This is a genomic window from Streptomyces sp. NPDC051636, from assembly GCF_044453765.1.
In the GTDB taxonomy this organism is placed as follows: Bacteria; Actinomycetota; Actinomycetes; order Streptomycetales; family Streptomycetaceae; genus Streptomyces.
This window is the reverse complement of sequence record NZ_JBITDA010000012.1, coordinates 120,887-134,405: the sequence shown is the minus strand read 5'-3', so window position 1 is coordinate 134,405 and position 13,519 is coordinate 120,887. Positions and strand designations below refer to the sequence as shown.

At 72.7% G+C, this 13,519-nt stretch carries 10 protein-coding genes and 2 pseudogenes; 10 read left to right on the top strand and 2 right to left on the bottom strand.

Annotation, left to right across the window (positions count from 1 at the left end; translation table 11 throughout):
- Window positions 1-72: 72 nt before the first annotated feature.
- The 8 genes and pseudogenes from ACIBBH_RS22130 to ACIBBH_RS22095 all read left to right on the top strand — a co-directional run bounded on the left by ACIBBH_RS22130 (window position 73) and on the right by ACIBBH_RS22095 (window position 10,880).
- Window positions 73-2,325: a molybdopterin oxidoreductase family protein gene (locus ACIBBH_RS22130; protein ID WP_399407077.1), complete on the top strand. Its 2,253-nt coding sequence runs from the start codon at window positions 73-75 to the stop codon at window positions 2,323-2,325.
- A gap of 133 nt (window positions 2,326-2,458) precedes the next feature.
- Window positions 2,459-3,877, top strand: coding sequence for a CitMHS family transporter (locus ACIBBH_RS22125; RefSeq protein ID WP_399407075.1), 1,419 nt, complete (start codon window positions 2,459-2,461; stop codon window positions 3,875-3,877).
- A gap of 41 nt (window positions 3,878-3,918) precedes the next feature.
- A pseudogene (locus ACIBBH_RS22120) lies at window positions 3,919-5,147 on the top strand (MFS transporter).
- 102 nt (window positions 5,148-5,249) lie between these two features.
- Window positions 5,250-5,969, top strand: coding sequence for a hypothetical protein (locus tag ACIBBH_RS22115; protein ID WP_399407074.1), 720 nt, complete (start codon window positions 5,250-5,252; stop codon window positions 5,967-5,969).
- Window positions 5,956-6,597: a class F sortase gene (locus ACIBBH_RS22110; RefSeq protein ID WP_399407072.1), complete on the top strand. Its 642-nt coding sequence runs from the start codon at window positions 5,956-5,958 to the stop codon at window positions 6,595-6,597. The genes ACIBBH_RS22115 and ACIBBH_RS22110 overlap by 14 nt, the downstream gene beginning before the upstream one ends.
- Window positions 6,598-6,972: 375 nt before the next feature.
- Window positions 6,973-8,310 carry an ABC transporter ATP-binding protein gene (locus tag ACIBBH_RS22105; RefSeq protein WP_399407070.1) on the top strand — a complete coding sequence of 446 codons (1,338 nt, stop codon included), beginning with the start codon at window positions 6,973-6,975 and terminating at the stop codon, window positions 8,308-8,310.
- 84 nt (window positions 8,311-8,394) lie between these two features.
- On the top strand, window positions 8,395-9,783 hold the full coding sequence (locus ACIBBH_RS22100) for an aldehyde dehydrogenase family protein (protein ID WP_399407068.1): 1,389 nt from the start codon (window positions 8,395-8,397) through the stop codon (window positions 9,781-9,783).
- A gap of 14 nt (window positions 9,784-9,797) precedes the next feature.
- On the top strand, window positions 9,798-10,880 hold the full coding sequence (locus ACIBBH_RS22095) for a zinc-binding dehydrogenase (RefSeq protein WP_399407066.1): 1,083 nt from the start codon (window positions 9,798-9,800) through the stop codon (window positions 10,878-10,880).
- A gap of 3 nt (window positions 10,881-10,883) precedes the next feature.
- On the opposite strand, the pseudogene ACIBBH_RS22090 reads toward ACIBBH_RS22095, so the two are convergent.
- Together ACIBBH_RS22090 and ACIBBH_RS22085 are read right to left on the bottom strand one after the other, a co-directional pair.
- Window positions 10,884-11,162 (bottom strand): annotated as a pseudogene (locus ACIBBH_RS22090) (DMT family transporter); the annotation flags it as partial.
- A 78-nt stretch (window positions 11,163-11,240) separates the two neighbouring features.
- The gene (locus tag ACIBBH_RS22085; RefSeq protein ID WP_399407064.1) at window positions 11,241-11,894 is read right to left on the bottom strand and encodes a TetR/AcrR family transcriptional regulator; all 654 of its coding nucleotides are present in this window, start codon (window positions 11,892-11,894) and stop codon (window positions 11,241-11,243) included.
- Window positions 11,895-11,984: 90 nt separating this feature from the next.
- Here ACIBBH_RS22085 and ACIBBH_RS22080 point away from each other — a divergent pair, with 90 nt between their 5' ends.
- A complete protein-coding gene (locus tag ACIBBH_RS22080) occupies window positions 11,985-13,136 on the top strand; it encodes an acyl-CoA dehydrogenase family protein (RefSeq protein WP_399407062.1) in 1,152 nt (383 codons plus the stop codon).
- Between the two features lie 18 nt (window positions 13,137-13,154).
- Window positions 13,155-13,496: a YiaA/YiaB family inner membrane protein gene (locus ACIBBH_RS22075; protein WP_399407060.1), complete on the top strand. Its 342-nt coding sequence runs from the start codon at window positions 13,155-13,157 to the stop codon at window positions 13,494-13,496.
- Window positions 13,497-13,519 lie beyond the last annotated feature (23 nt).

Below are 13,519 nucleotides of genomic sequence, written 5' to 3'. Positions count from 1 at the left end.
ATTGGGCATACCGGTCGGTATGCTCGGCGCAGTCGAGGCGTCAGCGCCGCCGCCAGCCCACCAGGAGGACCCTTGTCCCGCACCGCCCTGCGAATCTGCCCCTTGTGCGAGGCCACCTGCGGGCTGACCCTCACGATCGAGGGCGCCCGTGTCACCGGTGCCCGCGGTGACCGCGACGACGTGTTCAGCAAGGGGTTCATCTGCCCCAAGGGCGCTTCCTTCGGCGCCGTCGACGGTGACCCCGACCGGCTGCGGACGCCGCTCGTCCGCCGGGACGGCGAGCTGCGCGAGGCGAGCTGGGAGGAGGCCTTCGACGCCGTCGCCGCGGGGATCCGCCCCGTCGTCGAGCGGTACGGGGCGGACTCCGTCGGCGTGGTCCTCGGCAACCCCACCGTGCACACCATGGCCGGCGCGCTCTACCCGCCGGTCCTGCTCGGCGCCCTGCGCACCCGCAGCCTGTTCACCGCCTCCACGGTCGACCAGATGCCCAAGCACGTCTCCAGCGGGCTGTTGTTCGGGGACGCGGGCGCGATCCCCGTACCGGACCTCGACCACACCGACCACCTGCTGCTGATCGGCGCCAACCCGCTGGAGTCCAACGGGAGTCTGTGCACCGCCCCCGACTTCCCCGGCAAGCTCAGGGCGCTCAAGGCCCGCGGCGGCACCCTCACCGTCATCGACCCGCGCCGCACCCGCACCGCCAAGCTGGCCGACCGGCACATCGCGATCCGCCCCGGCACCGACGCCCTGCTGCTCGCGGCCATGGCCCACGTCCTGTTCGAGGAAGGCCTCGCCGACCTCAAGGACCTCGCGCCCCATCTCCAGGGAGTACCCGAACTCCGCGAGGCCATGAGGGACTTCACTCCCGAAGCCGTCGCCGGCGCCTGTGACGTCGAGGCCGCCGATATCCGTACCCTCGCCCGCGAACTCGCCGCCGCCCCCACCGCCGCCGTCTACGGCCGCATCGGCAGCTGCACCGTCCCGCACGGCACCCTCGCCAGCTGGCTCGTGGACGTCCTCAACATCCTCACCGGCAACCTGGACAGCCCCGGCGGCGCCCTCTTCCCGCATGCGGCGACGGACAAGACGCCCCGCCCCGCCGGACCCGGCCGGGGCTTCGCGCTCGGGCGCTGGCACTCCCGCGTGCGCCGACACCCCGAGGCCAAGGGCGAGTTGCCGCTCTCCGCGCTCGCCGAGGAGATCGACACCGTGACCGAGGAGGGCGAGCCGATCCGTGCCCTCATCGCCGTCGCCGCCAACCCCGTGCTGTCCGCGCCCGACGGCGACCGGCTCGACAAGGCCCTGGACTCCCTGGACTTCATGGTCAGCGTCGACCCGTACCTGAACGAGACCTCGCGCCACGCCCATGTCGTACTGCCCCCGCCGCCGCCCTCGCAGAGCCCGCACCACGACTTCGCCTTCAACGCCCTCGCCGTACGCAACCAGGTCCGCTACACCCGCCCCGCCGTTCCCCTGGAGCCCGGCCGGATGGCCGAGACCGAGATCCTGGCCCGGCTGATCCTCGCCGCGACCGGCATGCACGGCGCCGACCCGGCGGCCGTCGACGCCATGGTGATCGACCAGACCCTCGGCAAGGCGGTCCAGGACCCGCACTCCCCGGTGCACGGCCGCGACCCGAAGGAACTCGCGGCACAGCTCACCGGCGTGAGCGGCCCCGAGCGGCGGCTGGACATGATGCTGCGACTCGGGCCCTACGGCGACGGCTTCGGCGTACGGCCGGACGGGCTCAGCCTGGCCCGGCTCCTCGACCATCCGCACGGCATCGACCTCGGCCCGCTCCGCCCGCGCCTGCCGCAGCCCCTGAAGACCACCAGCGGCAAGATCGAGCTGCTGCCCCAGCCCCTCGCCGACGACCTGCCGCGTCTGCGCGAGGCCCTGCGCGAGCGCGCCGACGGGCTCGTCCTGGTCGGCCGCCGCCATCTGCGCTCCAACAACAGCTGGATGCACAACGTGCCGGCCCTCACCGGCGGCACCAACCGCTGCACCGTGCACATCCACCCCGAGGACGCGGAACGCCTCGGCGTGCGCGACGGGGCGGCCGTACGCGTCAAGGGCGCCGGGGGAGAGGTGACCGCCCCGGCCGAGGTCACGGACGGCGTGCGCCCGGGCGTGGTGAGCCTGCCGCACGGCTGGGGCCACGACCGGCCCGGCACCCGCCTCAGCCACGCCGCCACCGACCCCGGCGTCAACGTCAACCAGCTCCTCGACGGCAGCCTGCTCGACCCGCTGTCGGGCAACGCGGTCCTCAACGGGGTGCCCGTCGAGGTCGCCGCCGTGACCGAAAAGCTCACCCCCGTGACCTGAGCAAAGCTGTGACCTGGAGTTTTGCTCTTATTGCTCGCACGTCAACGTCTTGTTAACGCCGTTTGAGCGGACCTAACGTCATCGCACCGCCTGCCCGGTGGGATGTTCAAGGGCGAACGTTAGGTATCCACTCATGCTGACCATCCTCGGCTTCGCCATGATCGCGACCTTCCTGGTCCTGATCATGCTGAAGAAGATGTCGCCGATCGCGGCGCTCGTGCTGATTCCCGCGCTGTTCTGCGTGTTCGTCGGCAAGGGCGCCAAGCTCGGCGACTACGTCCTCGACGGCGTCACCAGCCTCGCCCCCACCGCGGCGATGCTCATGTTCGCGATCGTCTACTTCGGTGTGATGATCGACGTCGGCCTCTTCGACCCGATCGTTCGGGGCATCCTGAAGTTCTGCAAGGCCGACCCGCTGCGCATCGTCGTCGGTACGGCGGTCCTCGCCGCGATCGTCTCCCTCGACGGCGACGGCTCGACCACCTTCATGATCACCGTCTCGGCGATGTACCCGCTGTACAAGCGCCTGAAGATGAGCCTGGTCGTGATGACCGGCGTGGCCGCCATGGCCAACGGCGTGATGAACACGCTGCCCTGGGGCGGCCCGACCGCCCGCGCCGCCACCGCGCTGAAGCTGGACGCCAGCGACATCTTCGTGCCGATGATCCCGGCCCTCGCCGTGGGCCTGCTGTTCGTCTTCGCGCTCTCGTACGTCCTCGGCCGCCGCGAGCGCAGCCGTCTCGGCGTGCTGACGCTGGACGAGGTGCTGGTGGAGGAGAAGGAGACCGAGGCGGTCCTCGTGGGCGCCGGTTCCGGCACCGGCACCGCCACCGGTTCCGGCAAGGGTGCCGCCCGCACCGCGGGCTCGGGCGCCGACGTCCCGCCGGCCGGCGACGAGCCCGAGGAGGGCCTGCAGGGCCTGGACCCGAACCGGCCCACCCTGCGCCCCGGGCTGTACTGGTTCAACGCGCTCCTCACGGTCACCCTGCTCACCGCCATGATCATGGAGTGGCTGCCGATCCCGGTGCTGTTCCTGCTCGGCGCCGCGCTCGCGCTCACCGCCAACTTCCCGCACATGCCCGACCAGAAGGCCCGCCTCGGCGCGCACGCCGAGAACGTCCTCAACGTCGCCGGCATGGTCTTCGCCGCCGCCGTCTTCACCGGCGTCCTGCAGGGCACCGGCATGGTCGACCACATGGCCAAGTGGCTGGTGCACAACATCCCCGACGGCATGGGCCCGCACCTGGCCTTCGTCACCGGCGTGCTGAGCATCCCGCTCACGTACTTCATGTCGAACGACGGCTTCTACTTCGGCATCCTCCCGGTGCTCGCCGAAGCCGGCCACGCGCACGGCGTCTCCTCCCTGGAGATCGCCCGCGCCTCCCTCGTCGGCCAGCCGCTGCACATGTCGAGCCCGCTCGTCCCGGCCGTGTACGTCCTGGTCGGCATGGCCAAGGTCGAGTTCGGCGACCACACGAGGTTCGTGGTGAAGTGGGCGGCCCTGACCTCGCTGGTGGTACTCGTCGCGGGAATCCTGTTCGGCACCATCTGACCTGCCGGCCTTCCAGGAACGACAACCAGGAGGACTCCACCATGGGGCCCGGTGGGAACCGCGGCCGGCTGCTCCGCCTCGTCATCGCCTCCGACTTCGCGCAGGGGGCGGTGTCGATGGCCCGGCCCGCCGTCTCCTACCGGGCCCTCGCGCTGGGCGCGGAGAAGCGCGCGGTCGGTGTGATCGCAAGCGTCTGCGCGCTGCTGCCGCTCTTCGCCGCCGCACCGACCACGGCCGCTGCGCGCCCCTGCTGCCGGTCGGCGTGGTTCTGATATCCGGCGGCTGCGCCCTCAGCGGCCTCACGGGCTCCCTGTGGGTTGTGGCCCTGTGGAGCGGGGTGATGGGCCTCGGCCATCTCTGTTTCGTGACCGGCGCCCAGTCCCTCGTCGCCCGTCAGTCCGCCCCGCACCAACAGGACCGCGACTTCGGCCACTTCACGATCGGCCCCGCGCATCGGCCGGCTGATCGGCCCCATCGCCGCGGGCGCCTTGACCGGGGGCCCGGACACGGCGGACTCCAGCGCGCCGGCACTCGTGGTGGCGGGCGCGGGAGCGGCGGCCGCCTTCACGTCGCTGTGGCGCATTGGGGACCGTACGGCGGTCAAGTCCCGTACCGGACAAGGCAAGCGCGTCCCCGCCGACCGTATCCTGCGCGCCCGGGGCGTGCCCGCGGGCATGCTCATCAGCCTCTCCGTGCTGTCGGCCACCGACATCCTCACCGCCTATCTGCACGTGGTCGGCGAGTACCGGGGCATCGCGCCGTCGGTGATCGGCGTGCTGCTGAGTCTGCGCGCCGGGGCCACCATCGCCTGCCGGCTCGTCCTCACCCCGCTGCTGCGGCTGCTCGGCCGTCCCCGCTGCTCACCGTGACCTGTCTGCCGGCGGCCGTGCTGTGCGCGGGCGTCGCGCTGCCGGTGCCGGTGCGGGCGCTCGGCCTGATGCTCGCGGCGCTCGGCTTCTGTCGGGGCGTCGGGCAGCCGCTGTCGATGACGACGGTCGTGCCGGCCGCTCCCGACGACGCCCGTTCGACGGCCCTCGCCCTGCGGCTGACCGGCAACCGCCTCGGCCAGGTCGCCGCGCCGGCCGCCGCGGGCCTGGTCGCCGGGATCGCGGGTGTGGCGGCGCCGTTCGTGATGCTCGGGGCGCTGTTGCTGCTCTCGGCGGGCAGCGCCGTGCGCGCCGGGGCCCCGGTGCGGGTGCCGGAGAGCGAGGAGCCTGCCGTTCGGGAGCGTGGGACGGAGCCTCCGTTGCGCCGGTCGGGCGATATCTGACGGCGCGTCGGACGCCGATGCCGCGAGGCGGAGGGCGGATGTGAGAGAGAGTCAAGTGGAAGAGCGATTTGTATGAAAATCGTCTGACTCGGAGGAATGCGCATGCCCACCTTGACACTCCCACCTGCCGTCGGCACCCGGCTCGGCGCCACGGCCCTCACGGTCCTCACCGCGGCGGGGGCCACCTGGCTGGCCGCGCCGACTGCCGTGGCCCAGGGCGAAGCGGGCGACATCAGGATCCACCGGGTGGGTGTGCCCTTCGGAGTCTCGAAGGACGACCCCGTGGTCTGCAGGTTCTATCTCGACGCCGTCAACTTCGACTCGCTGCCGAGCGTCGCCTACACCATCCAGGCGCAGCCGCCGCTGCCCACCAGTGCCACCGTGACCGGCACCATCGCGCTCGGGCCCGGCTCCGGCGCCGGGCACACCGACCCGATGGGGCTGGCCGACGGGCAGTACCGGCTCACGTGGACCGCGGGCGCCACGCCCAGGGAGAAGATCTTCCGCGTCGACTGCCACGACAGGCAGGAGCCCGGGCGGCCCGGGTCGCCGGGGGACCCGGGCCGTATCGAGGACCACAACGGTACCGAGGACCACAACGGTACCGAGGACCACGGCACCGAGGAACACGGCCAGGAGGCCGGTGTCATCGGGCACGAGGGCAACGGCCCGAGGGGCGGCGTCCACGCGGGCGGTGGCGGTCTCGCCGACACGGCGGGGGCGTACACCCCGCTGACCGCGGCCGCGGCCGTGGGGCTGGTCGTGGTCAGCGGAGCCGTGTACTTGCGCCTGATCCGCCGGCGCCCCCATGGTGCCGCGTAGGCGCAGACGCAGGCCCTGGCACCGGACCCGCGCGTACCGCCTCGTCAGGACGGCCGTGCTCGTGACCGTCATGGTGACGGTGGTCCGGTGCGGCGGGCACGAGGAGCCGGCCGGAGGGCCGGGTGCCGGGCGCGCCGCACAGGCGCGCCCGGCGCCCCCGCCCCGGCCGCTCCCCCGGTCCCCGGCGACCACCCTGCGGGTCCCGTCCCTGGAAGTCGACGCGCCGATCGTCGGGGTACGGCTCGGCCCCGACCACCAACTGGAGACACCACCGCTCGACAAGCCCAACCTCGTCGGCTGGTACCAGGACGGCCCCACCCCGGGTGAGACGGGCACGGCCGTCGCCGTCGGCCACCGCGACACCAGGACCGGCCCCGCGGTCTTCTCGGCCCTCGCGCAGATCCCCGACGGCAGCCGCATCGAGGCCCGCCGCGCCGACGGCCGCACCGCCGTCTACACCGTGGACCGCGTCCGCGTCTTCGACAAGGCCGGCTTCCCCGACAAGGAGGTGTACGGCCCAAGCCGCCGCCCGGAACTCCGCGTTCTCACCTGCGGTGGCCTCTTCAACCGCAGAACGGGCTACACCAGCAACGTGGTCGTCTTCGCCCATCTGACGGCGACGCGCTGAGGGGGCCGGGGGCCGCACCGGCGGGTGTGCCGTGCGCACCTCGGGGGCGCCCGTACAGGGGCGGCCGGCGCTCGCGCAGCAGCGCGACGGCCTCCGGCACGGCTCGCGGCCGGCGCTTGGCGCCGCCCCGCAGGCGCCCTCCCCGGCTCGCCGCCCGTGTCGCCCATCGGCAGCCGCCCGGCACCGCGCGAAGTCGGCCCGCCCCCGCACGGCCCCCACCCCTGAAGCCCGCCGTCCGCTTTCTCACGTGCCGGACCGGACCTCCCGATCCCGCCCGATCTCTTCCCCCCGGCGGGCACATTCCGTTAACTTCCGTGACTCACAGGCCCCGTACGACCCGCACGAGGCTCCGGATCGCCCCCGGGGGCAGCTGTCATGACACGCGCCATCTCTCTGCACGACGTGAGCAAGGCCTACGCGCGAGGCGTCCGCGTGGTGGACCGGCTGTCGCTGGACATCGCGCCGGGGGAGTTCCTTGTGCTGCTCGGGCCGTCCGGCTGCGGAAAGTCCACTGTGCTGAGAATGATCGCCGGGCTGGAGGAGATCGACGAGGGCGAGCTGCTCCTCGACGGCGAGTGCGCCAACGACCTCCCCCCGTCCGGCCGGGACATCGCGATGGTCTTCCAGAACTTCGCCCTGTACCCGAACATGACCAGCCGCGACAACATCGGCTTCCCGCTGCGCATCGAGACCCCCGGCGCGGACCCCCGCAGCCGCGTGGACGCCACCGCCCGGATGCTCGGCATCGAGGACGTCCTCGACCGCTTCCCCAGTCAGCTCTCCGGCGGCGAACGCCAGCGGGTCGCCATGGGAAGGGCCATCGCCCGCCACCCCTCCGCCTTCCTGATGGACGAGCCCCTCTCCAACCTCGACGCCAAGCTGCGCAACCACCTGCGCGCCGAAATATCCCAGCTGACCAGGGAGTTGGGCGTCACCACGGTGTACGTCACGCACGACCAGGCCGAGGCCATGTCGCTCGGCGACCGGGTCGCCGTGCTGCGCGGCGGTCTGCTCCAGCAGGTCGGCACCCCGCGCGAGGTGTACGCACTGCCCCGCAACGTCTTCGTCGCCGCCTTCATCGGCACGCCGCGCATCAACCTGGTACGCGGTGTCGTACGCGCCCCGCTGGACGGCGCGATGACCATCAGCCTCGGCAAGCAGGCACTGCCCCTGCCCGAACCCCTCTGCGTCGACCACCGCCTGCTGCGCGTGCAGCAGGGCCGGGAGGTGATCGTCGGCCTGCGCTCGGAAGCGGTCCGCATCGCCAGGCACGGTGCCGCCCGCCCCGGAGAGGTGCCGCTCACCGGTCTGGTGCGGCACGTGGAGTTCCAGGGGCACGAGATGCTGGTCCACTTCGACACCGGCTCGCGGCCCGCCGTCGTACCGGACCTGGAGGCGCCGCGCCCGGTCGCCCGCCCCTCCCGGCGCCGCCGCGAGGGTCCCGGCGTCCTGGACCGGCTCAGGGAACGGGCGGGCTCGCTGCGCGCCGGCCCGGTCGTGGTCCTCGAACACCCGGCCGACGCGGACCCGGACCCGGCTCCGCCGGAGGGCCGCCTGCCCGGCGACCTGGTGGTGCGCACCACCCCCGACCTCCGGCTCCGGCACGGCATGCAGATCCCCCTCCTCGTCGACCTCGCCCACCTCTTCGTCTTCGACCAGCACGGCGACCGCATCTGCCCGTCCCCGGCCCGGCTGCCGGACCTGGAAGAGTAGGCCTCCAAGGGGCACGCTGGCGCGCAAAAACTATCGCCGCTAGTTTGTGAGCCGGACGACACGCCCCCGCCGGGAGGAAGCATCATGAAGCCACACGACGGCCTGTACATCGACGGCGCCTGGCGCCCCGCCGCCGGCAAGGACCTGATCGATGTCGTGAACCCCGCCGACGAGCAGGTCATCGGCCAGGTCCCGGCCGGTACCGCCGAGGACGTCGACACCGCCGTGCGCGCCGCCCGCGCCGCCCTCCCGGCCTGGGCCGCGACGCCCCCGGCCGAGCGGGCCGCCCGCCTGGCCGCGCTGCGGGACGTGCTCGTGGCCCGCCGGGAGGAGATCGCCGAGACGATCACCGCGGAACTGGGCGCACCCCTGAAGCTGTCCCAGACCGTGCACGCCGCCGTGCCGATCGCGGTCGCCGGCTCGTACGCCGAGCTGGCCGCCACCCACGCCTTCGAGGAGAAGGCCGGCAACTCGGTCGTCCACCTCGAAGCGATCGGCGTGGTCGGCGCGATCACCCCCTGGAACTACCCCCTGCACCAGATCGTCGCCAAGGTCGCCCCGGCGCTGGCCGCGGGCTGCACGATCGTCCTGAAGCCGGCCGAGGACACCCCGCTCACCGCCCAGCTCTTCGCCGAGGCCGTGCACGAGGCGGGCGTACCCGCCGGGGTCTTCAACCTCGTCACCGGCCTCGGCCCGGTCGCCGGCCAGGCCCTCGCCGAGCACCCGGACGTCGATCTGGTCTCCTTCACCGGCTCCACCGCCGTCGGCAGGCGGATCGGCACGATCGCGGGCGGCGCCCTGAAGAAGGTCGCCCTCGAACTCGGCGGCAAGTCCGCCAACGTGATCCTGCCGAGCGCCGACCTCGCCAAGGCGGTCAACGTCGGCGTCGCCAACGTCATGACCAACTCCGGCCAGACGTGCAGCGCCTGGACCCGCATGCTGGTGCACACCGACCGGTACGACGAGGCCGTGGAACTGGCCACGGCCGCCGCCGCCAAGTACGGCGACCGCATCGGCCCGGTGGTCAACGCAAAGCAGCGCGACCGGGTGCGCGGTTACATCGAGAAGGGCGTCGCCGAGGGGGCCCGCCTGGTGGCCGGCGGCCCCGAATCGCCCCGCGCGAAGGGCTACTACGTCAGCCCCACCGTCTTCGCGGACGTCACCCCGGAGATGACGATCGCCCAGGAGGAGATCTTCGGCCCGGTCCTCACGGTCCTGCGGTACGAGGACGAGGAGGACGCCCTGCGCATCGCCAACGGCACGGTCTACGGCCTCGCGGGCGCCGTCTGGGCGGGCGACGAGGCCGAGGCGGTGGCCTTCGCCCGCCGCATGGACACCGGCCAGGTCGACATCAACGGCGGCCGCTTCAACCCCCTCGCCCCCTTCGGCGGTTACAAGCAGTCCGGAGTCGGGCGCGAACTCGGCGCGCACGGACTCGCCGAGTACCTCCAGACCAAGTCCCTCCAGTTCTAAGGGAGTCCCACCTCATGGCCGTACGTGCCGCCGTTCTGCCCACCGTCGGTGCCCCGCTGGAGATCACCGGCATCGATCTGCCGGACCCGGGCCCCGGCCAGGTCCGGGTGCGCCTCGCCGCCGCCGGGGTCTGCCACTCCGACCTGTCCCTGTCCAAGGGCACCATGCGGGTGCCGGTCCCGGCGGTCCTCGGCCACGAGGGCGCGGGCACGGTCGTCGCCGTCGGCGAGGGCGTCACGCACATCTCGCCCGGGGCCGCCGTCGTCCTCAACTGGGCGCCGTCCTGCGGACGTTGTCACGCCTGCACGCTGGGCGAGGTCTGGCTGTGCGCCAACGCCCTGAACGGCGCCGCCGACGTCTACGCCCGGACCGTCGACGGCACCGACCTCCACCCCGGCCTGAACGTCGCCGCGTTCGCCGAGGAGACGGTGGTCTCCGCGTCCTGCGTGCTGCCCCTCCCGGACGGCGTCCCGCTCACCGACGCAGCCCTCCTCGGCTGCGCCGTCCTCACCGGCTACGGCGCCGTCCACCACTCCGCGCGGGTCCAGCCGGGCGAGACCGTCGCGGTGTTCGGCGTGGGCGGCGTCGGCCTCGCCACGCTCCAGGCTGCCCGGATCGCCGGGGCCGCGCGGATCATCGCCGTCGACGTCTCCCCTCAGAAGGAGGAACTGGCCCGCGGCGCCGGCGCCACCGACTACGTCCTCGCCTCCGAGAACACCCCCGGCGAGATCCGCGCGCTCACCGGCAAGCAGGGCGTCGACGTCTCGGTGGAGTGCGTGGGGCGTGCGGTCAGCATCCGCGCCGCCTGGGAGTCCACCCGCCGTGGCGGACGTACGACGGTGGTCGGCATCGGCGGCAAGGACGAGCGGGTCACCTTCAACGCCCTGGAGATCTTCCACTGGGGCCGCACCCTGTCCGGCTGCGTCTACGGCAACTCCGACCCGGCCCGCGACCTGCCCGTACTCGCCGAGCACGTACGGGCGGGCCGCCTGGACCTCGGCGCGCTGGTGACCGAACGGATCGCCCTCGACGGCATCCCGGCCGCCTTCGAGAACATGCTGGCGGGCAAGGGCGGCCGGGCGCTGGTGGTGTTCTGACGCTCAGGACACCCGCTCGGGCCGCGGCGCCGGCTCGGCAGCCGCGACCCGGGCCGTCCGCGCCCGGGACCGGGACACCGCCACACCCGCCAGGCACAGCACCCCGCCCGCCAGCGTCAGCGGCCCCGGCACCTCACCGAGCGCCGCCCAGGACATCAGCACGACCAGCGCGGGCACGGCGTACGTGGTCGCGCCCATGCGGCCGGCGGTCGTACGGGCGAGGGCGTACGCCCAGGTGGTGAAGGCGAGGGCGGTCGGGAAGACGCCCAGGTAGAGCATCGAGCCCCGGTGCCCGGGGGTCCCTGGTGGTCATGCACCCCAGGGTGCGGCACGGACACTTCGGCGGGCGCCGAAGAGTCTTCAGGACCTGTCCTGCGCCGTCTGTCCGACCTGCTCGTACTGCCGCACCAGCCCGTCCAGCAGTGCCGTCAGCCCCGTCTCGAAGGCGCGCTCGTCGATCTTCTCCTGCTGGTCGGCGAGCAGGTGGGCCTGGCCGAGGTGGGGATAGTCCGCGGGGTCGTACGCGCTCGCGTCACCCACGAAGCCGCCGGCGAAGGAGCCGAGCGCGGAGCCCATGATGAAGTACCGCATCAGCGCGCCGATGGAGGTCGCCTGCGCCGGCGGCCAGCCCGCGTCGACCATCGCGCCGTAGACGGCGTCGGCCAGGCGGAGCGCGGCCGGGCGGCGGCCGGGGCCGCGGGCCAGGACCGGGACGATGTTCGGGTGGTCGCGCAGGGCGGCCCGGTAGGAGACGGCCCAGTCGTGCAGCGCGGTCCGCCAGTCCCGGCCGTCCTCGAACATCGACAGGTCGACCTGCGCGCTCACCGAGTCGGCGACCGCCTCCAGGATCTCGTCCTTGGTGCGGAAGTGGTTGTAGAGCGAGGGACCGCTCACGCCCAGCTCGGCGGCGAGCCGGCGGGTGGAGACGGCCGCGAGGCCCTCCGCGTCCACGAGTTCCCGTGCCGTCGCGACGATCCGGTCGGTACTGAGGAGGGGCTTGCGCGGTCGGGCCATGGCGCACATAGTAGGGCTGCGAACAGAAACTAGCAGTGCTAATTTAAATGTACGGCTTTCAAGGTACGTCTTCTGTGGGGTGATCTCGTCGTGAACCTGGAGCTCAGCGAGGAGCAGACCGCTGTGCGGCGGCTGGCCCGGGACTTCGTGGACCGCGAGATCGCCCCGCACGTCGTCGCGTGGGACCGCGCCGAGGAGGTCGACCGGGGCATCGTGAAGAAGCTCGGCGAGGTCGGCTTCCTCGGGCTGACCATCGACGAGGAGTACGGCGGCTCCGGCGGCGACCACCTCGCGTACTGCCTGGTCACGGAGGAGCTGGGGCGCGGTGACTCCTCGGTGCGCGGGATCGTGTCCGTCTCCCTCGGCCTGGTCGCCAAGACCGTCGCGGCCTGGGGGAGCGAGGAGCAGAAGCGGCGCTGGCTGCCGGGGCTCACCTCGGGCGAGTACGTCGGCTGCTTCGGCCTGACCGAACCGGGCACCGGGTCCGACGCGGGCAACCTCACCACCCGCGCGGTCCGCGACGGCGACGACTACGTCATCAACGGCACCAAGATGTTCATCACGAACGGCACCTGGGCCGACGTCGTCCTGCTCTTCGCCCGCTCCACGGACGCCCCCGGCCACAGGGGCGTCTCCGCCTTCCTCGTGCCGGCCGACACCCCCGGCCTCACCCGGCGTGCCGTCCACGGCAAGCTCGGCCTGCGCGGCCAGGCCACCGCCGAGCTGGTCCTCGACGGCGTCCGTGTCCCCGTCTCGGCGATGCTGGGCGAGGAGGGCAAGGGCTTCTCCGTGGCCATGTCCGCGCTCGCCAAGGGCCGGATGTCGGTCGCGGCGGGCTGCGTCGGCATCGCCCAGGCCGCGCTGGACGCGGCGGTCCGCCACGCCGGGGAACGCGAGCAGTTCGGCAGGACCATCGCGCACCACCAGCTCGTCCAGGAACTGATCAGCGACATCGCCGTCGACGTGGACGCGGCCCGGCTGCTGACCTGGCGGGTCGCCGACCTCATCGACCGCGGGCTGCCCTTCGCCGTGGAGTCCTCCAAGGCCAAGCTCTTCGCCTCCGAGGCGGCCGTCCGCGCCGCGAACAACGCCCTCCAGGTCTTCGGCGGCTACGGCTACATCGACGAGTACCCGGCCGGGAAACTGCTGCGCGACGCCCGCGTGATGACCCTCTACGAGGGCACCAGCCAGATACAGAAGCTGCTCATCGGGCGGGCGCTGACCGGCGTTTCGGCGTTCTGAGCGCGTATCCCCGAGTACGTGTCCGAGTATGCGGGCGGATGTGAGCGGGCCACATCCGCCCAGGCTTGTCCCACGAGTGACACACCGGTCAAGCAGCAGAGCACGGCCGCCTTCTACGGCCAGGCCGTCGCGTCCTTCTCCATCGCCACGGCGGCGACCGCCGTCGGTATCGTCAGGCTCGACGCCGACGCCCGGGTGCGGGGTTTCGTCGGCATCGCCGTCCTGCACCTCGTCACCTCGGCGTTCACGCTCGCCAAGGTGATCCGGGACCGGCAGGAGGCGGGGCAGATCGTCAGCCGGGTGGACCAGGCGCGGCTGGAGAAGCTCCTTGCCGAGCACGACCCCTTCGAAAAGGTCTGAGCGGGCACACTAAGCGCTCGCTC